Origin of the sequence: Shewanella sp. 10N.286.52.E4 (genome assembly GCF_041468785.1) — a bacterium.
GTDB classification, from domain to species: Bacteria; Pseudomonadota; Gammaproteobacteria; order Enterobacterales; family Shewanellaceae; genus Shewanella; species Shewanella electrodiphila.
In genome coordinates, this window is record NZ_JBFRJJ010000047.1 from 1 (window position 1) to 24,489 (window position 24,489).

Genomic DNA, 24,489 nt, shown 5'->3' on the forward strand with positions numbered 1-24,489 from the left:
GATGCGCATTATAGGCAAATCAGATTTTCGCGCAAGGGCTTTTTAAAAGAAAATGACAGAAACATGAATGACAGATGAACTTTTAAACGAAACGCATAAAAAAGGGACTAAATAGTCCCTTAATCCAGCTATAGCAGCATTTATTCACCAAAGAATCTTGATTCTTGTTTAATAGTCACAGCTTTACCTTCAATGTTGGCGTCAACGACTAAGTTAATTTTTGTCACTGTTCGTTCCAATTGGCCAGGATCTACTGCAATACTAATAGGTAGTGTTAATACTTCACCCGCTTTGATTGCAACTTGTTTTGGTCCATTCCACTCATATCCTTCTAAACCGTCCATTGAGAGTTGATACTCTTGAGCTTGTTCGGTCTTGTTGAGCAGTTTCAAAGTATAGGTATTTTCAACTAAACCATCATTAGTGATACGGTAAAGGGCGTTTCGATCACGAATCACATCCATACGCAAAGGTGCGATTGTGGCACTGGCATAAACGAACACTAGTATCATCACTGTTAATGCTACGCCGTAACCAATCAGTTTTGGTCTTACGATCGTCTCTTTAACATCTTCCAGTTTATTTTCGGTTGTATAACTAATTAAGCCTTTGTCATAGCCCATGCGCTCCATTGTAGTGTCACAGGCATCAATACAGGCTCCGCAGTTAATACACTCGTATTGAAGTCCATTGCGAATATCGATACCAGTCGGGCAAACCTGCACGCACAAGTCACAATCAATGCAGTCACCCAAGCCCATTTCTTTATGGTCAGCTTTACGAGATCTCGGCCCTCTGGTTTCACCACGTTTACTATCGTAACCCACTATATAAGTGTTCTTATCAAACATCGCCGCTTGGAATCGTGCATATGGGCACATGTGGATACACATAATTTCGCGCATCCAACCTGCGTTACCGTAAGTAGCAAAGGTAAAAAACACCACCCAGAAATAAATGCTTAGATCAGCATTTAAGGTAAATACATCTATATACACCTCGCGACTTGGTACGAAATACGACACAAAGGTCATTGCAGTTAATAATGAGATAAGTATCCAGGAGGTGTGTTTGGCGGTTTTTCGCCATAGCTTATTAAAGCTCCATGGCATTTGGTCTAATTTAATTCGCTTATTACGTGCGCCTTCAAATTTTTCTTCAAACCAAATAAAGATAAAGGTCCACACGGTTTGCGGACACGTGTAACCACACCATACTCTCCCAAGATAAGTCGTCACAAAAAACAAGCCAAATGCGGCAATCGTAAAGAGTGCTGCGAGTAAGGTTAAATCCTGTGGCCAAATAGTCAGTCCAAAAATATGAAACTTCTGTTCTGCTAGGTTAAACCAAACCGCTTGGCGATCTCCCCAAGGCAGCCAAGGTAATATTAAAAAGAATGACATGGTTGCCCAGCCAATACGCCTTCTAACAGTCGTCCATAAACCTGTCACTGCACGAACATAAATACTATTACTCGGATTAAATCTATCTGCCTTACTGGCATCGGGTTGGTGGATCTTAATCCGTTTTTGTTTGGCGTAATCTTTAGGTGTAGATTCTTGTGTCATCTTAATGCCTTACTACTTATAAAAGGGGCAAAGAAAGTGGCAGTTACCAAATATAAGTTATCGTTTTTAGTCAAAAAAACCTATTAACTGCTACACACTCGTATATAGAGTGTTAATTGAGTATATTATACTCGTATTATTCATGGTTATTCACTTTAATTGGACTAAATGATGAGAGGCTGGATCCTTATTGCACTGATTGGCGGTGTTATTTACTACTTTGCGACCGAAACAAATAAATTAGATGAACCTATTGCTGAAATTCAGTCTGTCATAAACAGCGCTGATGACAAGGTGACATCAATGACAGGCACAAAGATCATAAGAAAGAGTGAGAAGGTTATTGCAATTCCTTCAGGTGTAATAGAAAGACTTTCAGACAAAGAGGCCTCTGAATTCAAAGCTATCTTTACTGATAATAATACTGTGGCAGCATTTAAAGAGGACTACTGCGGCTTTGGTGCTAGACACCCAGTTATTGGCAAAGAAAACCTGCAATTAATCTGTGACAAGATATAAATTTAACTTTCCTGACATCTGTCAATTGACCTGAGATTTAATTCAGCCTAGCCTTTGGATATTCGATTGAAAAAGGCTAGTAAAATGACTCAACAGGTTTCCGATATTTTCGACCCATCACTTTGGAACACGGTAAGCGACTTCGACTTTGAAGACATCACTTACCATCGCGCAAAAGACCAAGGCACTGTAAGGATTGCGATTAATCGTCCAGATTGTCTTAATTCTTTTCGTCCTAAAACTGTAGACGAGCTCTACACCGCACTAGATCATGCTCGCCAATGGTCTGATGTTGGTTGTGTGTTAATTACTGGAAACGGCCCTTCGGCTAAGGGACAGCATTCTTTCTGTGCTGGCGGCGATCAGCGTATTCGTGGCAAAGATGGCTATAAATATGAAGGTGCAGAAGAAGGTAAACCTGATGTCGCACGTATGGGTCGTCTACATATATTAGAAGTACAGCGACTCATCCGCTTTATGCCTAAAGTGGTTATTGCTGTTGTTCCTGGTTGGGCTGTTGGCGGTGGCCACAGTTTACACGTGGTGTGTGATTTAACCTTGGCCTCAAAAGAGCATGCGGTATTCAAACAGACTGATCCGGATGTAGGCAGTTTTGACTCAGGTTACGGCAGTGCTTACTTAGCTAAAATGATTGGCCAAAAACGCGCTCGTGAAATTTTCTTCCTTGGTTTTAATTATACTGCAGATGAAGCATTTGATATGGGCATGGTAAACCGTTCTATACCACATGCCGAACTAGAAACTGAAGCATTATCTTGGGCAAAAGAAATCAATAGTAAGTCTCCTACTGCAATGCGCATGCTTAAATATGGCTTTAACTTGCCAGATGACGGCTTAGTGGGTCAGCAACTATTTGCAGGTGAAGCAACTCGTCTTGCTTATGGTACTGAAGAAGCTCAAGAAGGCCGTGATGCATTCCTTGAAAAACGCGATCAGGATTTTTCTAAATTCCCTTGGCATTATTAACGCCACTCGCTCACTAACCTAGCTTCAAAGATTAACCCTCTGCAATTATTGAGAGGGTTTATCTAACTTCCCAATGTTTCTTCTGAGCATAAACATGAATAAAACCCACCAAAACTCTGATTTTATTTGTTTGTAGTATAAAAAATACACCTACAAAACCTTAATCGAATAAACCTTTCGTCTTAATTGGTAAAAAACACTTTAAATGATAATAAGAACTGTTATCATTTAAATCAAATCAACACCAATACTGAAAAGGCTTTAATCATGAAAAAAACTATCTCTTTCGCAATTTTACATTTCAGCGTCGCTTTTACGATTACCTACCTACTAACAGGCAGTATTGTCATTGGTGGGGCGGTCGCTTTAATTGAACCTGCAGTGAATACAGTGGTGTTTTATTTCCATGACAAAGTCTGGAATCGCATTGAAGCAAATGAAACAGCTAATAATGACTTGGCCAGTATTGCTGTTTCATAATCTTTGTTCTGATTGAAAGCGTTATAGCGAAGCTATTTTGGCGGAGTTTCTTTCTCTAAACCCAATTTTTTAGCTAACGGTGCGATTGCGCCACCTTGAATAAAGATAGAAAACAACACAAAAAAGAACACCATATGCACGATATCAATCGCGCCAGGTACGCCTGCTGCTGCAGGTATAAGTGCAAACACAATTGGCGTTGCACCTTTTAACCCGATCATGGATATAAATAGTCGTTTTTTCCAGGTTGCTTTTACAAAAGGTAAATAGCACAGTTGCACGGCCAATGGCCTTGCTACAAAAATTAATAACAAGCCAGGGATAATAGACGCCCAAAATACGGTCATTAATGTTTGTGGGAAAATCTGTAGTCCCAATACAATAAACATCAACGCCTGTGCTAACCACGATAGGCTGTTAAAGAAGTGCAAATTAACCTGCTGACCCCGTTTAATCCCATTACCAATCACCACGCCAGCAATGTAAGAAGCCAATAGAATATTGCCTCCCATTAATTCCGCACCATAAGTCGCAATAATAAAACTCGCCAAGACAAACACAGGAATGAGCCCGTATTCAGATAAGCTTATTTTACTCAATAAGGTCACTGCAATTTTACCAATCAAAAAGCCAACAACTACCGCGACCAATATCTGAGTGACTAAATCTAAGCTTAACGACGACAGTGTCACTGATTGCGTCGATGAAAGCGCCATTTCTGTCAGCACAATCACCATTAGCATAGCTACAGGGTCATTGGTTGCTGATTCAAATTCCAAAACCGTATCGGTTTCTTCTTTTAACTTGAGTTTTTTAGATTCCAAAATTGAAAACACAGCTGCAGCATCGGTTGATGACACGACTGCCGCGAACAACAAACAGGTAATAAAATTAAAATCGAGTAATAAGTACAGTATTGCAGCAAATATAATCGTAGTAAAAACAACCCCAAACGAGGCTAATACTCCGCCCTCTTTATATGCCACCTTAATTTTTGCTGTTGAGGTGTTTAAGCCCCCCACAAAAACAATCACATTTAAAGCAAGCCCACCTATCCAAGCCGTTTTGTCTAAATTGTCATATACAAAGTTAAACTCACCATTACCCAGTGATAAGCCAACGCCCATGAAGATAAATAGCGACGGAATACCAAGCGTACGAGATGGGTGATGTAATAGAATGCCAATAACAATCAGAATAGACATTCCAATCATGATCATCTCGGTTGTCATAAAGCCACCTTTAGGAATTGAATAAGCGCATTTTGATGGATTAGCTTTTTGGAGTAAAAGCCAAAGTTATAAAGGTAGAGAGTTTTATAACTTAACGGACTATAAAGCACGACTGTAATAAAACTTTAATAAAATAATTAACCAATATTAGTTTGCGCACAATATAGCACTTTTCTTACAGCTAAGCTTAAAATAGCCTTAAACAACTATTAACACAAAACTATTCAGTCAGTTAAATTTCTACACCTAACGGACAAAAAAACAGCCAGGCTGCGCACTACAAAACTTTAGCCTCACTTAAGAAAACCTCATATCTTTTTGCTAAATTATAGTTAACAAACCACAAGCACCAACATTTAAGTAACATATAAAAAACATAACCTTAGATGCGTAACATAGAAAATAAAGCACCCCATTCCACTGTAACTTTACTGTCATATTGATCTGTCTTAATGCACTCGCTTCAAATTACAGCGTTGAAAGAAGCACCCTAACTTCAGATATCCAAGACGGATATTGAAACAAATAATAAGTGGAATTTGTGATGAAAAAAGTGATTGGTTTATTAACTGCTGTTGGCTTAATGACGGCACCTCTTGTTCAAGCTGGTACTGTAACAGTATCTGGCTCAACATCTGTTGCACACGTTATGGAAGTGCTAGCAGAGAACTATCAAAACACTGCTAAAAAGAACGTTGAAGTACAAAGCACTGGCTCTTCTGCTGGTATTCGTGCAGCGAAAGACGGCACCAGCATGATTGGTATGTCTTCTCGTAACGTTAAAGAGAATGAGTTAAACGATACAACAAAAGAAATCGTTATTGCTCGTGATGGTATTGCTGCAGCAGTAAACAAAGCAAACCCTGTTCAGAACTTAACTCAAGAACAAATTTCAAAAATCTATCGCGGCGAAATCAAAAACTGGAGCGAAGTTGGCGGTGAGTCTCGCCCAATCGTTGTCGTTACTCGCGAAAACGGTTCAGGTACTCGTGGCGCATTTGAAGAAATCATGAAGCTACAACGTACGGTTAATGGCCACAAAGTAACGGCTATTACACCAACTGCTCAGGTAGGTAACGGTAACGGTATGATCAAGACCATCGTTGCTAACAACCCATTTGCAATCGGCTATATCTCATTGGGCAGTGTTGATGACTCACTACGCGCCTTAAATGTTGACGGTGTTGAAGCAAGTGATTCAAACATCGCAGCTGGCGACTATCAAATTGCTCGCCCTTTCATCGTATTAGTGAATAACAAACCACACCCGAACGCAGAAGGCTTTATCGACTTCATCATGTCTGAAGATGGTCAAAGCATTGTTGCTGAAGAAGGTTACATCCGCGTTCAGTAATTATTACAACTAAGTTTTTAAGAGGAGCTTGCGCTCCTCTTTTGTAGTTTCTACAAATATTTAAATGATTTAATCATCAGTACGACCCTGAGGCATATGATGAATACAGCAACTAAAGTCCAATCTACAGGACTACAACTTGCACCTAAGAACACCGTGGACATAAAAGAAATCTTCTTTCATGGTCTATTCCTATGTTGCGCTATGGTTGGCGTTCTATCCGTTTCTACCATTGGATGGTTTGTATTTAATGAAGGTTTACCAGCGTTCAAAGAAGCTGGGGTAACCGAGTTTGTAACAGGTAAAGAGTGGTTGCCACCAGCGCTATACGGCATTTTCCCAATGATAGTCGCCTCGATAATCTCAACTGCAGGCGCAGTTATTATCGGTGTTCCTATTGCCATCCTTACTGCGGTATTCCTTGCTGAAATAGCACCTAAATGGCTAGCAGACTTAGTAAGACCAGCCGTAGAGTTACTGGCAGGTATCCCATCTGTTGTTTACGGTTTTTTCGGGTTGGTGATTATTGTTCCAGCTATCGAAACTCTATTTAATATTCCTGCAGGTAACACTGTTTTAGCGGGGATCATTGTGTTGGCGATTATGATATTGCCAACTGTAATTACTATTTCAGAAACCTCAATTAGAGCATTGCCTTCGGTCTACAAAGAAGGCGCATTAGCACTTGGGGCATCACATGTTTACAGCATTTTTAAAGTACTCATCCCTGCGGCTAAAAGTGGCATCTTAACTGGTGTAGCTTTAGGCGTTGCGCGCGCTATTGGCGAAACGATGGCAATTATCATGGTGATGGGGAATGCACCAGCAATGCCAGGCTCATTGCTTGAACCAGCAAGAACATTAACTGCAAATATCGCGATGGAAATGTCCTATGCAACAGGCATCCACTCAAGTGCCTTATATGCTACCGGTATAGTGCTATTAGCATTTATCGTATTGCTTAACGGTTCACTGTTATATCTAAACCGCAAGAGAGCTTACTAATCATGTCTAAGTTTACTCAATCAAACTCGACTATTTCGACACTGAAAGACTCGAAATCATTACTATCGAGAGAAAACCAGGATAAATTGCTGCATGGCGCTATTTGGGCAGCAGCAGGCATCACCATCTTATTTTTACTATGGGTGGTATGGCACATCTTATCTAATGGTTTAAGCCATGTAAGCTGGGAATTTATCACTGGTTCTTATACCCGAATCGGTGAAGCATCAGGTATATGGGCAATGATTGTTTCAACCGTTTATATGGTGCTACTTTCATTAGCTTTTGCTGCGCCTATAGGCATTATGACGGCAATTTACTTAACTGAATACGCGGCTCCTGGCAGTAAGTTCGTGCAAGTCATTCGTTTTTGTACTGAATCATTAGCGGGTATTCCTTCTATTGTTTACGGTTTATTCGGTATGACATTCTTTGTGACTACCTTAGGACTTGGTTTCTCTATCCTTTCAGGTGCACTAACACTCGCAATGCTCATTTTACCCGTGATTATCCGAACCACTGAAGAAGCATTAATGGCTGTTCCTATGAGTTACCGTGAAGGCGGTTATGCGCTAGGAAGCAGTAAAATCTACACCATTTGGCGTCTCATTTTACCGAGCGCTTTACCTGGTATTGTCACGTCAGTCATTTTAAGTACTGGCCGCGTTATTGGAGAGTCTGCACCGGTATTTTTAACCGCCGGCATGGTGACTCAGATTCCTGAATCAGTATTAGATTCAGGCCGAACATTGACCGTTCATTTATATAAGTTAACCCAAGAGTTATTTACTCAACATGAGTGGGATCAAGCCTACGCAACTGCAACCATATTGATTGTATTAGTGCTGGTATTGAATTTAACAACCAAAGTGATTGCGACCCGATTAAATAAACAATCTTAATCAATACGCAAATAGTCATAAAACGAATAGTCATAAACAAATAGCAATAACACGTAAAAAGTCGTGTTAGATAAAGGCCTGAAAATGAACAAACTTGAAGTAAACAACTTAGATTTATTCTACGGTGAGAACCACGCACTAAAAGATATTTCAATCAATATCCCATCACGCCAAGTCACCGCATTAATTGGTCCTTCTGGGTGTGGTAAATCAACGCTACTTCGTACTTTAAATCGAATGAATGATTTGGTTGCGGGCGTAAAAATCACTGGTACTGTCGCATTTGAAGGCGAAGATATTTATGCCGATGTAGACGTTAAAAACTTAAGAATGCGTGTTGGTATGGTTTTTCAAAAACCAAACCCATTCCCAATGAGTATTTATGAAAACATTGCTTTTGGTCTAAAAGCTCAAGGCGTTAAAGATAAAAAAGTAATTGATCAAGTAGTAGAAGAATCACTTCGCGGCGCAGCATTATGGGAAGAAGTGAAGGATCGCTTGAATACGCCAGCATTTGGTCTTTCTGGTGGTCAACAACAACGTCTTTGTATTGCCCGTGCTATTGCTATGGAGCCTGAAGTCATCTTAATGGACGAGCCTACCAGTGCACTTGACCCAATTGCGACCCATAAAATTGAAGAGTTAATGGATGAGTTACGCAAAAAGTTCACCATCGTAATTGTGACCCACTCAATGAACCAGGCAAAGCGTATCTCAGATAGAACCGCGTTCTTTTGGATGGGTGAGTTGGTTGAACAAGGCGAAACACATCAAGTATTTAATAACCCTCAAGACTCACGTACTCAAGGGTATGTTAGTGGTGAGTTTGGTTAACCTATTCCGATAGTTTGAGCCTTAATAAAGCTATAAAGCCTCCACAAAATGGAGGCTTTTTAATATCAAACACAATACTAATAGCAAGCTTTGCTTTACCATTTAGTCATTAACTATTTCCCTTATGAGCTCAAAGTGGCAAAACCCAACCCGAAAGGCCCAAGCCGCACCGTTGATATTTTCTGTGCTAAATGTAAAGCCCAGCTGTTTAAGTACCGCAAAGGCGGAAAAGGTGCGTTAGTGAAGTGCTTTAAAGAGCGTATTGTCGATGACTACACCAAAACTGCTTGTGTCTGCCCTAATTGCAGCATCACCTTTGCTAGAGATTGTTTAGTCCGTGGCACCCCTGCATTTAAAATGATTGGCGGCAAAGTCACCATGAAATGACTTAGATCCTGATGAAGATACGTCACCCTTTATCAATAATCTTTTTCACGACATTTATAGCTGCAACATAATTGTTAGCTCAAGTTCAATAAACTGAGTCATTTAATAAATAAAAAACTCTAAAAACTGCCAACCTATTGAGTCAAGTATCAATACATCTACTGATTTCTAGCTAATATTTCTAATCATAAACTCGATTTTTATAGAACGTTTTTTAGTGTGAAAAGAGGTAACAAATGAAAAGATTGATCTCAGTCGCTATTGCTAGCTGTTTACTTATAGGGCCACCAGTATCAGCCGCTCAACAACTATCAACAGAAGATGCTATTGGCATGGCAGGATTAATGATCTGCGATGCATTTTATAGTGACATTGAATCTGAAGAGTCAGCAAGCCAAACAGCTATCATCAAAAAATTAATGGCTGATAAATATAAAACAGGTATTGAAGAAATGATGATGACACAACGCACAAGCGATGAATTAGATTTATATATTGCAAAATTCGAAGCGTCAGATGAAGACAACAAATTTAATTTATGCAAAGAAGCCATACAATATACTCAAGATAGCAGCGTTGCGAATTTAGGAATGAGATAATCACTTAATCATTTTATTATCACGCAGCCTAGCAATGATGAGCTTCAATTTCATGACTTGCTAGACGCAGCTAAATTCCACTACACTTTTATTATTATATTAGTGGAGTTTAACATTGAATATACCCGATATTGGCTTTAACCATCAGCAATCAGATGAAGAAGAACTCGAGGTTATTGAGCTCGCCTCGATATATCAAAGAGCCAATATCGACCACAACCCACAGCTCCCCCATAAAGTGAATTTCTTTATGCTCATTTATATAGAGCAAGGCGAGGGAGTGCACATGATTGATTTCAATGATTACTCTTTCAGTGCTGGTTCTGTATTACTGGTCCAGCGAGAACAGGTCCATGCATTTGATTTCTCTGCTAAGCCGCAGGGTAAAGTACTTATTTTTACGCAAGCATTTTTAGATCAGGTACATGCTAATATGCGCTTACCTAAGTACACTCCAACACATCTTAATCAGCAACACTCACCTCAATTCAATCTGGATCAACCGACTTGCCAGAGAGCCAATTTATTAATCGAACAAATAACATTAGAGGTTAATCACCCACAAACTGATCCATTAGTTATCATGTATTTATTTTCAGCTCTTGCTTTGATATTACACCGGGTTCGACCCGAAGCAAAACATGACAAAATGTCGTTAGATCAAAATGTTAAACTTGCACGCTTTTTTGAGTTAATGCAGCAACACTTCCGTAAAACCCGAGATGCAAGCTGGTATGCCAACCAAGTTAATACAACTTATAAAACCTTGAATCACATTTGTAAGCTAGCAACTGGCTTAACAGCTAAACAAATGATTGATGCTTTTACCGTTATAGAAATCAAACGCCATATTGTCATAAGTAAAAAGCCTTCCCAGCAAATTGCTTATGACTTTGGTTTTGACGATGCTAGCAACTTTGTTAAGTACTTCAAAAATCAAACTAATATCACACCAAATCAGTTTTTAAAGCAGGTTAGTTAACCACCAGCGTCTTTCTTTAGGTTCGATATTTACCATTTTTACACTTAAATACACTCTGCCCAATTACTCCACTGATCTCTAATATTGCTCTCAAGCCAATTGAGGACAAAACAATGACAACACCTAACCTTATTAAACATTCACTTATAGCAGCCAGCATTTTTAGCCTTATCGCATGTACATCAAATCAGGAAGTAATAACTATGGCAGACTCAAGCGCACAATCATTATCTAATAAGCAAAAAGCTGTAGCGGTAATCTCAAGTATCGAAACAGGCGAGCAAACAGCCATTGGTTACATCAACCCAGAAAAGTATATCCAACATAATTTAGCGGTAGCAGATGGATTAGCAGGCTTTGGGGCGGTGCTGCAGCAGCTTCCCGAAGGAAGCGCAAAAGCCAAAGTTAAACGTGCATTCCAAGATGGTGAATATACCTTCACCCACACCGAATATAATTTCTTTGGCCCTAAAGTTGGCTTTGATGTGTTTCGCTTTGAAGAAGGAAAAATTGTTGAGCACTGGGACAATCTTCAAGCAGTAGCACCAAGCAACCCAAGTGGCAGAACCCAACTTGATGGCGCGACGGAAATAACAGATTTAGATAAAACAGATTCGAATAAAGCAATTGTCGCTGATTTTGTCGCAACAATATTAATGGAAGGCGATATGAGCAAGATTAATCAATTTATTGATAATGACGACAATGCTTATATCCAACACAACCCAGCAATTGCAGATGGTCTAAGTGGGTTAGGCAAAGCCTTAGGTGAACTTGCCGCAGCTAATATGCCTATGATTGTGACCAAAAACCATAAAGTACTCGGAGAAGGCAACTTTGTGCTTTCCATTAGTGAAGGAACATTCATGAACCAGCACGTCGCTTTTTATGATTTGTTTCGCCTAGATAATGGAAAAATCGTTGAGCATTGGGACACCATTGAAACTATTCCTGCCCAAGCTGAATGGCAAAACAGTAACGGAAAATTTGGTTTTTAATATTTAATTTAATCGCTGATAAAACAACAATGCCGGACTCACCTCTGTAGAGTTAAGTCCGGCATTTTGTATGTTAAAACTAAACTAACGCAGTTATTCGATATGACTAACCGCCTCTAAAGTTAGCTTAATCATTTCATTAAGCGTTTGCTGACGTTCTTCAGCAGTTAAGTGAAGACCTTGTCTTATATGGTCAGTCACTGTCATCATTGCAAGTGCACGAGCACCATATTCTGCTGCAACACCGTATAAACCAGCGGCTTCCATTTCGACACCTAAAATGCCGTATTTCTCCATTAAGTCGTAACGGCTTTCATCTTCACAGTAGAATAAATCAGAAGAGTACAAGTTACCGACATGGTAATTCGCCCCTTGTTTTTCCGCAGCATCTGTCGCTAAGCGTAATAAACCATAGTCGGCAATCATCGCAAAATCAGTATTAGCAAAACGTGTACGGTTAACTGCAGAATCTGTACTTGCACCCATTGCCATAACTACATCCATGAGTTTAATACTGTCACTAATTGCACCACATGAACCAATACGAATGATATTTTCAACACCATACTCAGTAATCAATTCTTTGGCATATATGGAAATCGAAGGGATCCCCATACCTGAACCCATTACTGAAATAGTTTTACCATTATATTCGCCTGTATAACCCAACATGTTGCGCACATCGGTCACAAGCCTTGGGTTATCTAAAAAATTCTCCGCAATATATTTAGCACGCAAAGGATCGCCAGGCATTAACACAGTTTTTGCAAATGCACCTTCTGGGGCGTTGATATGTGGGGTCATCTTGTTACTCCGATAAAGCCTGTTATCTCAACAGGCATAACATACAGTTAAAATTAATTTGCTAGGCTAAATAGTAAGCCAGCAATAGTGCCGCTCATTAAGTTGGCAAGCGCTGCAGCAATTAAGGCTTTCATGCCAATAGCACTCAAGTCATGACGACGCTCAGGGCACAAAGCCGCTAAACCACCTATTACCATTGCTAATGAACCAAGGTTGGCAAAACCACACAAAGCAAAGCTGATAATAATTTGAGTTTTTGGCGATAAGTCATCAGCGACTTTTAAGAAATCAATGTAGGCAACAAATTCATTAATCACCATTTTCTGGCCAATAAATGATGCCGCTTGGGTTGCCTCACTCCAAGGTACTCCCATCAACCAAGCTAATGGTGCAAGGAAGTAACCCAATATCGCTTGCATGGTGAGTTCAGCGTAGCCAAACCAGCCACCGATACCACCAATCAAACCATTAACCATGGCGATTAAACCAACAAAAGCAATTAATAGTGCAGATACAGCTAATACTTGCTGCATCCCCATTGCAGCGCCACTTGCTGCAGCATCTAATACATTAGTTGGTTTGTCTTCCTGCTCTTCCATGACCTTTTTAATATCATTACGTGGTGTTTCAGTTTCTGGCCACATCAGTTTGGCAAATAATAGACCCGCTGGAGCCGTCATAAATGCAGCGGTTAACACATACTTAATGTCAACGCCCATTTGGATATAGCCAATCATTGTGCCACCAGCCACTGAAGCCAGCCCACCTGTCATCACGGCAAACAATTCTGAGCGAGTCATATGTTTTACAAATGGACGCACCATAGATGGTGCTTCGATAGGTCCGACAAAAATGTTGGCAGTAGCAGAAAGAGATTCAGCGCGACTGGTCCCTAACAGCTTAGATAACCCGCCACCAATCACACCTATAATTAATTGCATAATGCCGAGGTAATACAAGACTGCAATCAATGCACTAATGAATACCACCACAAACAGCACGTTAATCACGAAAATAAAACCAACACTGAATTTGGCTAAATCACCAAATACAAAAGCTAAACCTTCATTACCGTAATTAATTACATGCATCACACCATTTGATGCTGCATCAAGCAAGGTCTGCCCCATAGGCAAATACATCACAAAAGCGCCAAATGCTACTTGAAAGGCAAGCGCACCGAGAACCGTTCTTGGGTTAATTGCACTTCGACGTTCAGACAATAAAACGGCCAATCCGATCAATGCGCACATACCCAATAAACTGATGAAAACTTCCATACATTTTTTACTCATTAAGCATTTAGATGCTTGCAGTGTATCGGGGCAGTAACGGGACTCAAGCTATTTGTATCAACTTGAATTACATTTTTATACTCATAAAGAAAACCTATAAAAACAGGGCAAAAAAACGCCTAAAACTAACAACCACCCCCACCCAAAAGCAACCCAAAAACCACAATTAAAACTAACTAGAAACAATCGCAATATATGAACAACAAGAAAGCGTTATTAGATATCTATACAGACCAATAAGCGATAATGATAAAAGCGAACTTTTAGGATCTTTTCTGAAAATTAACTACAGATAATTGATGTTTTTATATTCAAAACAGAGTGAAAAAACCTCTACTGAAGAGGCCTTTTTGTAAATAAAGTAGGGACGTTAAATCAGATATAGGTCTTAATGAAGAAGTAAGCCGTAATGAGACAACTCATAACAATGACAAATTGGCGCATCAACTTTTGTGGAATACGCATTGAAATACCAGCAGATATATAACCACCAATAAGTGTACCTACCATCACTATTCCCCCCTCAAACCATGCTATTGCATCATTATAAATGAACCAAATGATAGCAATAAGCGACACTGAAGACGAAATAACCAGCTTAATGCCGTTCATGACATTAATGTTTGTGTGACCAGCTAGCGCTAGATAACTTAACCCCACTATCCCTAAACCAGCATTAAAAAAACCACCGTAAACACAGATAGCCAATAACACTAGAAACAACAAGCCTGCACCCAACTTAGAAGCATATTGGCTTTGGTTTGATAATTGTTTAGCAAAACGGTTAATCTGACTACCGAATATAAACAGCAAAGTAGCAAACAACAATAACCACGGAATCGCTTTCTGAAAAACGTCTTCTGATGCCCAAAGCAACAGCCATGCACCAACGCCGCCACCAATGAAACTCGTTAAAACAATGATTTTAATTTCTTTGCCGTGACCTTTTAGTTCTTTTCTGAAGGCGAAAACGCCACTAAGGTAGCCAAAAAAAGAGGAGAAAGTATTGGTCGCATTAGCTATAACAGGGGGAACCCCGACAAACATTAATGCCGGAAATGTCACGAAACTACCACCACCCGCCACTGAATTAAGTATTCCGCCGATTATCCCAGCAACGAACAACAGTGTTATCTCAAATATCACTTTATAGCCTTATTTTTATGGGTACTTACTTGTGCAAACCAACTTTAAAATTCTGATAACCATATGTGTTTCAGGTTATAAAGTAAAAACAAAAAAGCAGCCATTTATGGCTGCTTTTTTTAAAACTTACCTTTAAACACTAAATTTATTCAACTGTTACAGATTTAGCTAAGTTACGTGGTTGGTCTACATCCGTCCCTTTAATTAAGGCAACATGATAAGACAATAACTGTAATGGAATAGTGTAGATAAGCGGCGCCATAAATTCATCACAGTGTGGTACTGGAATAACCTTCATGGTGTCGTCAGACTCGAACTCAGCATCTTTATCTGCAAATACATACATAAGGCCACCGCGAGCGCGGACTTCTTCTACGTTTGATTTAAGCTTTTCCAGTAGTTCGTTATTCGGTGCAACGACAATGACTGGCATATCCGCATCAATTAACGCAAGTGGACCATGCTTTAATTCACCCGATGCATAAGCTTCAGCATGAATGTAGGAAATCTCTTTAAGCTTCAATGCTCCTTCCATTGCGATAGGATATTGATCGCCACGGCCCAAGAATAAAGCGTGATGTTTATCAGCAAAGTCTTCTGCTAATTCAGCAATGGCATCATCCAAGCTTAGTGCTTGTTCTACTTTAGCTGGCATAGATTGTAGGCTTTGAGTTATTTCAGTTTCCATCTCTTCAGTCATACTGTTATGACGACCAATAGCTGTAGTCAACATGAGTAAGCCAGCAAGTTGGACTGTAAAGGCTTTAGTAGATGCCACACCAATTTCAACACCAGCTTTCATCATGTAAGCCATGTCAGACTCACGAACTAAAGAAGAACCTGGTGCATTACAGATCGTCAATGTGGCTTTGTAGCCCATATCTTTAGCTAAACGCATAGCCGCTAACGTATCAGCTGTTTCGCCAGACTGTGAAATGGTGACAAGTAAGCTATTTGGAAACATGTGCGACTTACGGTACCTAAACTCTGATGCAATCTCGACGTTACAAGATACACCTGCCCAATCTTCTAACCAATAACGAGCGGCCATGCCAGCATGATAACTCGTGCCACAGGCAATAATTTGTACATGCTTTATATCTTTTAAAAACTCAGCAGCATTTTCACCAAAAGCTGAGTCCAATACTTTACCTGCAGCAATTCTACCTTCAAGTGTATGTGCTATCGCTGTTGGTTGCTCATAAATTTCTTTGAGCATGTAATGACGATACTCACCTTTATCGCCGGCATCATGAGTCACTTCTGACTCTTTTACTTCACGCTCAACCGCATTGCCATCAACATCAAAGATACTCACTTCACGACGAGTAATTTCGGCGACATCACCTTCTTCTAAAAATGCAAAAGAACGTGTCACTGGTAATAATGCTAATTGATCTGAAGCAACAAAGTTTTCGCCTAATCCATAGCCCACAACTAACGGGCTGCCACTACGTGCAACAATCATGCGCTCACTATCACGGCGATCAATCACTACGGTGCCGTAAGCACCTTCAAGTTGCTTTACAGTCGCTTGAACAGCTGCAAGTAAGGTGTCATGTGTTTTTAATTCATGATGTACGAGATGACAAATAACTTCTGTGTCTGTGTCAGAGCTAAAGCTGTAACCCAAGCCTTTGAGCACCTCACGTAATTTATTGTGATTTTCAATAATTCCGTTATGTACTACAGCAATATCACCTTCAGATAAATGTGGATGTGCATTACGCTCACTTGGTTCACCATGAGTTGCCCAGCGAGTATGAGCAATACCAGTGCCACCAACTAACGATTGTTCAGTCAAAGCATCATCAAGTTCTTGAACTTTACCCACTCGGCGAGTGCGACCCAATTCACCTTGGTTAATAATCGCGACACCTGCAGAATCATATCCGCGATATTCAAGGCGTTTCAAACCTTCAACTAAAATTTCAGCAACATCCCTTTGCGCTACCGCGCCAACAATTCCGCACATAATTTAATACCTATTTTTGCACTTAATTTAGAAATCTAATATTAAAAGTAATTTGATTTATTTTTTATATGGAGCCAATAATACTTTGACGCCATATTGAGTAATTTTTTCGACCATATCGTCTGGTAGTCGGTCATCTGATACCAGAACACTGATGCTTTCCCAAGCTAACTCTAAGTTAGGGATCCTGCGGCCAAATTTATCTGACTCAAGCATGACAATCACTTCGCGAGAAACCTCAGCCATCACTTTACTTAAGCCTGTTAATTCATTAAACGTAGTCGTTCCACGCTCAAGATCAATGCCGTCAGCTCCAATAAACAGTTGGTCAAAATTATAAGAACGTAATACTTGTTCAGCTATTTGCCCTTGGAAGGATTCAGAGTGGGGATCCCAGGTGCCACCGGTCATCAATAATGTTGGTTCATTCTCCAGTTCTCTAACAGCATTGGCGAGTTGCAATGAGTTAGTCATAACTAATAAGCCGCGCTTATTATCTAATTGTTGGATCAAACCCGATGTCGTGCTGCCACTATCAATGAGAATTCGATTATGATCTGTAATAAGCTGCGCGGCTTTTTTGGCAATAGATAGCTTATTCGGCGCAATCTTAGCGCTAAATTGCTGCGTAACCTCATCAGGCACAGCAATAGCACCACCATAACGGCGCAGCAGTAATCCAGCTTCTTCTAACGTTGCTAAATCCTTTCGAATGGTAACTTCTGAAGTTTCAAAGCGTAACGATAACTCATCGACACTTACCTCACCTTGTTGGGATAAGATGCTAATAATATTATGTCTACGTTGCTGTGTATTACGTTTATTCATAACTACCAAAAGTTTCGTTTCGAAAGATAATTATAATCAATCGAAACTTTATTGACAATATTTCAATCAGTTTTTCTAAATTTTGATCAGACATAAAAAAACGGCCTGTTAAATAACAGGCCGTTTTTATAAAGTTTAGTTTTTATTTAGGACGCTTAACTGGTCTCGCCCAACCAGCAATATGTCGCTGCTTAACCCGAGTTATAACTAACTCTCCTTCACCGACGTCTTTTGCAATGGTAGAGCCAGCACCAAGTGTCGCCCCTTTACCAATGGTAACTGGGGCAATTAGTTGTGAATCACTGCCCACAAAGACATTATCCTCAATCACTGTTTGAAATTTGTTTGCGCCATCATAGTTACAAGTGATGGTACCCGCACCAATATTCACGCCAGCACCAATAGTTGCATCACCTAAGTAGGCTAAATGCCCGGCTTTTGAACCGACGCCTAATACTGCTTTCTTCATTTCGACAAAGTTACCAATATGGGCATCATCTTTTAACTCTGCACCAGTACGTAAACGTGCAAAAGGTCCAGCACTTGCAGCTTTACCTAACTTAGCGCCTTCGACAATAGAATAAGGTTTAATTTCAGCATTATCAGCAATATCACAATCAATCAAAATTGCACCAGCACCAATAGTGACATTATTGCCTATGGTGACTTTACCTTGAACAATTACATTGATGTCAATCATCACATCCATGCCTACTGTGACTTCACCACGGATATCAATACGAGCAGGATCGCGAAGGTTAGCACCTTCTAGCATGAGCTTTTCAGCAGCGCGTGCTTGATAAGCTCGTTCTAGTTGCGCAAGTTGAACTCGGTTGTTTGCCCCTTCAACTTCAACAGCGGATTCTGGTTGTGCAGTATCAATTGCAACTCCATCTTCTTTCGCCATCGCAACAATATCTGTTAGATAGTATTCGCCTTGGGCATTTGAATTAGATAATCGGCCTAACCAAGACTTTAACTGCTTACCTGGTACCGCCATGATACCTGTGTTCACTTCTTCAATAAGCAGCTGTTCAGCATCAGCATCTTTTTGCTCAACAATACCTACTACATTGCCACCTTCACGAACTATACGGCCGTATCCCGTTGGGTTATCCAAATTAACAGTCAAAATTGCCATGCCATCTTGTGGGCGTGCAGCTAATAACTTTTCTAAAGTAGATTGTTGAATTAAAGGCACATCGCCATAAAGGATCAATACGGTATCTTCATCATTAATATTTGGGTTTGCTTGCGCTACAGCATGACCTGTACCTAACTGCTCAGCTTGTAGTACCCAATTGACTGACTGTTCACCTAATACATTCTTAAGTTTATCCGCACCGTAACCATAAACTAATTGAATAGCGTCACTTCCTAATGAATTAGCAGTATCAATCACATGCTGCACCATACTTTTATGAGCAATAGGATGAAGCACTTTAGGTAAGTCAGAACGCATCCGTGTTCCTTTACCAGCAGCTAAAATAACAACATTTAATGACATCGGGATTCCTTGAACAACTATTCAGTTTTAATACGTTAATTTTAACGCAGTTTAGTTGGCGGTTGAAAGCATGATTTGAAATTAGAGGTCATTTACATCAATTTGATAACTTGACAAAAATAGAGCAAGAATTTCAAACACAAAAAAGGCGACCCTAGGGTCGCCTTTTTAAAACAATAACCTTTATCTGGCAATGTTCTTTTTGATGGTTTCAACAACACGAAGTTGAGCTAAAGACTTAGCTAATTCGATTGTTGCAGCTTCATAATCGAAGTCAGCACCTGCATTAGCGATTTTCGCTTCAGCCTGTTGCTTAGCTTCAAGTGCAGCTTGCTCATCAATATCATCGGCACGCATTGCGACGTCAGCAAGAACAGAAATTGAATCAGGTTGAACTTCCAGGATACCACCTGAAAGATACATCACTTCTTCACTTCCATCTTCCTTAATCATGCGCGCCATGCCAGGTTTGATCTTAGTTAGCAAAGGAGCATGGTTAGGCATAATGCCTAACTCACCTTCAGTACCGCTCACTTCTAAGAAGCTTACAGTACCGCTGAACATGCTGTTCTCTGCACTTACTATATCAAGTTTGACTGTCATGGCTGCCATCAAGATCTCCTAAAATACTAAGCTAATGCTCAGTTATTTCTTTTTGTTAGCTTTTTCGACAGCTTCGTCGATAGAACCAACCATGTAGAACGCTTGCTCAGGAATGTGATCGAACTCACCACTCAAGATGCCCTTGAAGCCACGAATTGTGTCTTTAAGAGAAACGTACTTACCAGGAGAACCTGTAAAGACTTCTGCTACGAAGAAAGGTTGAGATAAGTATTTCTCAATCTTACGTGCGCGGAATACAGTTGTTTTATCTTCATCAGATAATTCATCCATACCCAAGATAGCAATAATGTCTTTCAGCTCTTTGTAGCGTTGAAGTACAGTTTGTACGCCGCTTGCTACATCGTAATGCTCTTGACCAACTACTAATGGATCTAATTGACGTGAAGTCGAATCCAGTGGGTCAACCGCTGGGTAAATACCTAGCGAAGCAATGTTACGAGACAGTACAACAGTCGCATCTAAGTGAGCGAAGGTTGTTGCTGGTGACGGATCGGTTAAGTCATCCGCAGGTACATATACCGCTTGTACAGAGGTAATAGAACCAGACTTAGTTGAAGTAATACGTTCTTGTAGAACACCCATTTCTTCAGCTAATGTTGGTTGGTAACCTACTGCAGAAGGCATACGGCCTAAAAGTGCAGATACTTCAGTACCGGCCAAGGTGTAACGGTAGATGTTATCAACGAATAACAGTACGTCACGACCTTCGTCACGGAATTTTTCAGCCATTGTCAAACCTGACAATGCTACGCGTAAACGGTTTCCTGGAGGCTCGTTCATTTGACCATATACCATGGCTACTTTGTCGAGAACACCAGAATCTTTCATTTCGTAGTAGAAGTCGTTACCCTCACGAGTACGCTCACCAACACCAGCGAATACAGAAAGACCCGAGTGTGCTTTTGCGATGTTGTTAATTAATTCCATCATGTTGACGGTTTTACCAACACCAGCACCACCAAACAAACCAACTTTACCACCTTTAGCGAATGGACATACAAGGTCAATAACCTTGATACCAGTCTCTAAAAGTTCTGTTGAGCTTGACTGATCTTCGTATGAAGGAGCTTCACGGTGAATTTCATAACGCTCTTCTTCACCAATGTCGCCACATTCATCGATAGGCTCACCCAATACGTTCATGATACGGCCAAGGGTTGCAACCCCAACCGGAACAGAAATTGGTGAACCCGAGTTTACTACCTCTAGACCACGACGCAGACCATCAGAAGAACCCATAGCGATGGCACGAACAACACCACCACCTAGTTGCTGCTGAACTTCCAGCACCAAACCATTACAAGTTCCTTCACCTGTGATCTTCAGAGCGTCATATACCTGAGGTACAGAATCTTGTGGAAACTCTACGTCCACAACCGCGCCAATTACTTGGACAACAGTACCTGTGCTCATGATTAATCCTCTAAACTTGATTTCGTTACCTAACCTAAACCGCTGCAGCGCCTGAAACAATCTCCGACAATTCCTGCGTAATCGCGGCTTGTCGTGCCTTGTTGTAAACTAACTGCAAATCGCTGATCAAATCGCCTGCGTTGTCTGTTGCGGCCTTCATCGCTACCATACGGGCAGCTTGTTCAGACGCAATATTTTCGACAACACCTTGGTAAACTTGAGACTCCACATAACGAGTCAATAATACTTCCAAAATTTCTTTTGGATCTGGCTCGTAAATATAATCCCAAGGGTACTTAGCTACTTCTTCTTCCGATTTAGGCAAAGGTAGCAGCTGCTCGATCACAGGAGTCTGAGTCATTGTATTAACGAATTTGTTAAACACAATAAACAGACGATCCAGTTTACCTTCGTTGTAAGCTTGTAGCATAACTCTCACGGTACCGATTAAATCGGCTAACTTAGGCGCATCGCCTAAACCTGAGGCATGGGCAGAAACATCTCCACCAAAGCTTTTGAAAAACTGAACACTACGTGCACCAATAGGACAAAATTCAACATCTGCCCCTTGGTCTTTCCAGTTTTTCACGTCTGACACAACCTTTTTGAAAAGGTTAACGTTCAGACCACCACAAAGGCCACGGTCGGTTGACACAACAATGTAACCAACCCGCTTGGCATCTCGAACTTCCAAATATGGATGTTTATATTCAAGAGTACCTTGCGCTACGTGACCGATCACCTTACGCATATGTTCTGCATACGGGCGGCTAGATGCCATACGTTCCTGCGCTTTGCGCATTTTGCTGGCAGCAACCATTTCCATTGCAGAAGTGATCTTTTGAGTGTTTTTAACACTCGCGATCTTGGTTTTAATCTCTTTAGCGCCGGCCATTTCTACTCTCCAATCTGGGACCGAAGGTGCCCAAAGACACCTCGATAATTATTACCAGGTTTGGGTTTCAATGAACTTGTCCATGCCCGCTTTTAATTGACTTTCAATGTCTGCGTTGTAATCGCCAGAAGCATTAATAGTATTAACAAGCTCAGCATGTTCGCTGTTCATGAATGAAAGCAGAGCAGCTTCGAAGCTACCGATTTTACTTAGTTCTACAGTCTTCAAGTAGCCTTTTTCAGCTGCGAAGATTGAGATAGCTTGGGCAGCAATGCTCATTGGAGCATATTGCTTTTGCTTCATAAGTTCGGTAACACGCTCACCATGCTCAAGTTGAGCACGAGTTGCATCATCTAAATCAGATGCAAATTGTGAGAACGCAGCAAGCTCTCGATACTGTGCTAACGCGGTACGAATACCACCAGACAGTTTCTTAATGATCTTAGTCTGAGCCGCACCACCAACACGAGATACTGAGATACCTGGGTTAACAGCAGGACGTAAGCCTGAGTTAAATAAATCAGTTTCAAGGAAGATTTGACCATCAGTAATAGAAATTACGTTAGTCGGTACGAATGCAGATACATCACCTGCTTGGGTTTCAATAATAGGCAACGCAGTTAAAGAACCGGTTGTACCTTTTACTTCACCGTTAGTGAATTTCTCTACATAGACTTCGTTTACACGTGAAGCACGTTCTAATAAACGAGAATGTAGATAGAATACATCACCTGGGTATGCTTCACGTCCTGGTGGACGCTTCAATAGTAGAGAGATCTGGCGGTAAGCAACTGCTTGCTTAGATAGATCATCATATACGATTAAAGAATCTTCACCGCGGTCACGGAAGTATTCACCCATTGAACAACCAGAATAAGGTGCTAAGTATTGTAATGCTGCAGCTTCAGAAGCTGTTGCTACTACAACGATAGTGTTAGCTAATGCACCGTGCTCTTCAAGCTTACGTACAACGTTAGCGATAGTAGAAGCTTTTTGCCCTACAGCTACGTATACACATTTAATGCCTGAATCTTTCTGGTTAATAATTGCATCGATAGCCATCGCTGTTTTACCAGTCTGACGGTCACCAATGATCAATTCACGTTGACCACGACCAATTGGGATCATGGCATCAACGGCTTTATAACCAGTTTGGATTGGTTGATCTACAGACTGACGTTCAATAACACCAGGAGCAATCACTTCGATTGGAGAGTAACCATCGTTATCGACTGGTCCTTTTCCATCAATTGGCTCACCAAGAGTGTTAACAACGCGGCCTAATAAACCACGACCTACTGGTACTTCAAGAATACGACCAGTAGTCTTAACTTTTGCGCCTTCAGCTAAATTAGCATAAGGGCCCATTACTACGGCACCGACAGAATCACGTTCTAAGTTCAACGCGATTGCAAAACGGCCACCAGGCAGTTCGATCATTTCACCTTGCATTACATCGGCAAGGCCGTGAATGCGAATGATGCCGTCACTTACTGCAACGATTGTACCTTCGTTGCGAGCTTCACTAACGACGTCGAACTGCTCGATCCGCTGTTTAATCAGATCGCTGATTTCAGTGGAATTCAGTTGCATGCTCAAACTCCCAATTACGATTGTAGCTTATCAGACAAGCGCGATAAATTACCGCTAACAGAGCCATCAATGACTAAGTCGCCTGATTTAATAATTACACCGCCAATAAGCGCTGCATCTACACTACAATTCAGCTTAACTTTGCGTGCGAGACGTTTCTCAAGAGAAACACTAATTTGCTCTTGCTGCTCAGAGCTTAGCTCAGTCGCTGAAACAACAGTTGCTTCAACTTCTTTTGCCCACTCATTGCGATATTCAGCAAAAAGTAAAGATACTGATGGCAGTATCTCTAAACGACCGTTTTCAGCCATAACCTTTATAAGGTTTTGACCCTGTGCATTGACCTGCTCACCACATACTTCAATAAATAGTGAGGCAAGTTTCGCACTAGCCAATGAACCACCAAGCAACGGTTTAATTGATTCGTTTTCACTTACCAATGCCGCGAAGTTCAGCATTTCTGCCCAATCTTCAATTGCTTTATGTTCAACAGCAAAATCAAAAGCTGCCTTTGCATAAGGACGAGCAATGGTGCTTATTTCAGCCATAACTCCGATTCCTT

Annotated in this window: 24 protein-coding genes; 11 read left to right on the forward strand and 13 right to left on the reverse strand. The window is 40.7% G+C overall.

Annotation, left to right across the window (positions count from 1 at the left end; all coding sequences use genetic code 11):
- Positions 1-140 precede the first annotated feature (140 nt).
- Positions 141-1,568, reverse strand: coding sequence for a cytochrome c oxidase accessory protein CcoG (gene ccoG, locus AB4153_RS19620; RefSeq protein ID WP_102529159.1), 1,428 nt, complete (start codon positions 1,566-1,568; stop codon positions 141-143).
- A gap of 171 nt (positions 1,569-1,739) precedes the next feature.
- Here ccoG and AB4153_RS19625 point away from each other — a divergent pair, with 171 nt between their 5' ends.
- From AB4153_RS19625 to AB4153_RS19635, 3 genes are all read left to right on the forward strand, one after another.
- Positions 1,740-2,087, forward strand: coding sequence for a hypothetical protein (locus AB4153_RS19625; protein WP_371998447.1), 348 nt, complete (start codon positions 1,740-1,742; stop codon positions 2,085-2,087).
- 84 nt (positions 2,088-2,171) lie between these two features.
- Complete coding sequence (locus AB4153_RS19630; protein WP_229370956.1) at positions 2,172-3,074, forward strand: 1,4-dihydroxy-2-naphthoyl-CoA synthase; 903 nt, start codon at positions 2,172-2,174, stop codon at positions 3,072-3,074.
- 267 nt (positions 3,075-3,341) lie between these two features.
- Positions 3,342-3,554 carry a DUF2061 domain-containing protein gene (locus AB4153_RS19635; protein ID WP_102529156.1) on the forward strand — a complete coding sequence of 71 codons (213 nt, stop codon included), beginning with the start codon at positions 3,342-3,344 and terminating at the stop codon, positions 3,552-3,554.
- Positions 3,555-3,586: 32 nt separating this feature from the next.
- Here the strand turns inward: AB4153_RS19635 and AB4153_RS19640 are convergent, their stop codons facing one another.
- Positions 3,587-4,786 carry a potassium/proton antiporter gene (locus AB4153_RS19640; RefSeq protein WP_102529155.1) on the reverse strand — a complete coding sequence of 400 codons (1,200 nt, stop codon included), beginning with the start codon at positions 4,784-4,786 and terminating at the stop codon, positions 3,587-3,589.
- Between the two features lie 544 nt (positions 4,787-5,330).
- On the opposite strand from AB4153_RS19640, the gene AB4153_RS19645 reads away from it, so the two are divergent.
- The 8 genes from AB4153_RS19645 (at position 5,331) to AB4153_RS19680 (ending at position 11,847) form a co-directional block, all read left to right on the forward strand.
- A complete protein-coding gene (locus AB4153_RS19645; RefSeq protein WP_229370958.1) occupies positions 5,331-6,140 on the forward strand; it encodes a phosphate ABC transporter substrate-binding protein in 810 nt (269 codons plus the stop codon).
- Between the two features lie 99 nt (positions 6,141-6,239).
- Positions 6,240-7,145 carry a phosphate ABC transporter permease subunit PstC gene (pstC, locus tag AB4153_RS19650; protein ID WP_102529153.1) on the forward strand — a complete coding sequence of 302 codons (906 nt, stop codon included), beginning with the start codon at positions 6,240-6,242 and terminating at the stop codon, positions 7,143-7,145.
- Positions 7,146-7,147: 2 nt separating this feature from the next.
- Positions 7,148-8,047, forward strand: a complete 900-nt coding sequence (gene pstA / locus AB4153_RS19655) for a phosphate ABC transporter permease PstA (RefSeq protein ID WP_248956931.1) — start codon at positions 7,148-7,150, stop codon at positions 8,045-8,047.
- A gap of 84 nt (positions 8,048-8,131) precedes the next feature.
- Positions 8,132-8,881: a phosphate ABC transporter ATP-binding protein PstB gene (gene pstB, locus AB4153_RS19660; protein WP_102529151.1), complete on the forward strand. Its 750-nt coding sequence runs from the start codon at positions 8,132-8,134 to the stop codon at positions 8,879-8,881.
- A gap of 135 nt (positions 8,882-9,016) precedes the next feature.
- Positions 9,017-9,268 carry a hypothetical protein gene (locus AB4153_RS19665; RefSeq protein WP_102529150.1) on the forward strand — a complete coding sequence of 84 codons (252 nt, stop codon included), beginning with the start codon at positions 9,017-9,019 and terminating at the stop codon, positions 9,266-9,268.
- Between the two features lie 236 nt (positions 9,269-9,504).
- Positions 9,505-9,867 carry a hypothetical protein gene (locus tag AB4153_RS19670; protein WP_102529149.1) on the forward strand — a complete coding sequence of 121 codons (363 nt, stop codon included), beginning with the start codon at positions 9,505-9,507 and terminating at the stop codon, positions 9,865-9,867.
- 115 nt (positions 9,868-9,982) lie between these two features.
- Complete coding sequence (locus tag AB4153_RS19675; protein WP_371998448.1) at positions 9,983-10,849, forward strand: helix-turn-helix transcriptional regulator; 867 nt, start codon at positions 9,983-9,985, stop codon at positions 10,847-10,849.
- 203 nt (positions 10,850-11,052) lie between these two features.
- The gene (locus AB4153_RS19680; protein WP_371998449.1) at positions 11,053-11,847 is read left to right on the forward strand and encodes a hypothetical protein; all 795 of its coding nucleotides are present in this window, start codon (positions 11,053-11,055) and stop codon (positions 11,845-11,847) included.
- A 93-nt stretch (positions 11,848-11,940) separates the two neighbouring features.
- Here AB4153_RS19680 and deoD read toward each other — a convergent pair whose 3' ends face one another.
- The 11 genes from deoD to atpH form a co-directional block, all read right to left on the reverse strand.
- Positions 11,941-12,651 carry a purine-nucleoside phosphorylase gene (deoD, locus tag AB4153_RS19685; protein ID WP_371998450.1) on the reverse strand — a complete coding sequence of 237 codons (711 nt, stop codon included), beginning with the start codon at positions 12,649-12,651 and terminating at the stop codon, positions 11,941-11,943.
- A 53-nt stretch (positions 12,652-12,704) separates the two neighbouring features.
- Positions 12,705-13,931, reverse strand: a complete 1,227-nt coding sequence (locus AB4153_RS19690; RefSeq protein WP_303517386.1) for a NupC/NupG family nucleoside CNT transporter — start codon at positions 13,929-13,931, stop codon at positions 12,705-12,707.
- Positions 13,932-14,321: 390 nt separating this feature from the next.
- The gene (locus AB4153_RS19695; protein WP_371998451.1) at positions 14,322-15,092 is read right to left on the reverse strand and encodes a sulfite exporter TauE/SafE family protein; all 771 of its coding nucleotides are present in this window, start codon (positions 15,090-15,092) and stop codon (positions 14,322-14,324) included.
- Positions 15,093-15,237: 145 nt separating this feature from the next.
- A complete protein-coding gene (glmS, locus tag AB4153_RS19700) occupies positions 15,238-17,067 on the reverse strand; it encodes a glutamine--fructose-6-phosphate transaminase (isomerizing) (protein ID WP_371998452.1) in 1,830 nt (609 codons plus the stop codon).
- Positions 17,068-17,124: 57 nt separating this feature from the next.
- Entirely contained in the window at positions 17,125-17,895 is a 771-nt protein-coding gene (locus AB4153_RS19705) for a DeoR/GlpR family DNA-binding transcription regulator (protein WP_303517392.1), read from the reverse strand.
- Positions 17,896-18,037: 142 nt separating this feature from the next.
- Complete coding sequence (gene glmU, locus AB4153_RS19710) at positions 18,038-19,402, reverse strand: bifunctional UDP-N-acetylglucosamine diphosphorylase/glucosamine-1-phosphate N-acetyltransferase GlmU (RefSeq protein WP_102529141.1); 1,365 nt, start codon at positions 19,400-19,402, stop codon at positions 18,038-18,040.
- 183 nt (positions 19,403-19,585) lie between these two features.
- Positions 19,586-20,014: a F0F1 ATP synthase subunit epsilon gene (locus AB4153_RS19715; RefSeq protein WP_102529140.1), complete on the reverse strand. Its 429-nt coding sequence runs from the start codon at positions 20,012-20,014 to the stop codon at positions 19,586-19,588.
- Positions 20,015-20,047: 33 nt separating this feature from the next.
- Positions 20,048-21,439 carry a F0F1 ATP synthase subunit beta gene (gene atpD, locus AB4153_RS19720; protein ID WP_102529139.1) on the reverse strand — a complete coding sequence of 464 codons (1,392 nt, stop codon included), beginning with the start codon at positions 21,437-21,439 and terminating at the stop codon, positions 20,048-20,050.
- Positions 21,440-21,473: 34 nt separating this feature from the next.
- Positions 21,474-22,334, reverse strand: coding sequence for a F0F1 ATP synthase subunit gamma (gene atpG / locus AB4153_RS19725; protein ID WP_102529138.1), 861 nt, complete (start codon positions 22,332-22,334; stop codon positions 21,474-21,476).
- A gap of 51 nt (positions 22,335-22,385) precedes the next feature.
- Entirely contained in the window at positions 22,386-23,927 is a 1,542-nt protein-coding gene (atpA, locus tag AB4153_RS19730) for a F0F1 ATP synthase subunit alpha (protein WP_102529137.1), read from the reverse strand.
- 14 nt (positions 23,928-23,941) lie between these two features.
- The gene (gene atpH, locus AB4153_RS19735; protein WP_102529136.1) at positions 23,942-24,475 is read right to left on the reverse strand and encodes a F0F1 ATP synthase subunit delta; all 534 of its coding nucleotides are present in this window, start codon (positions 24,473-24,475) and stop codon (positions 23,942-23,944) included.
- Positions 24,476-24,489 lie beyond the last annotated feature (14 nt).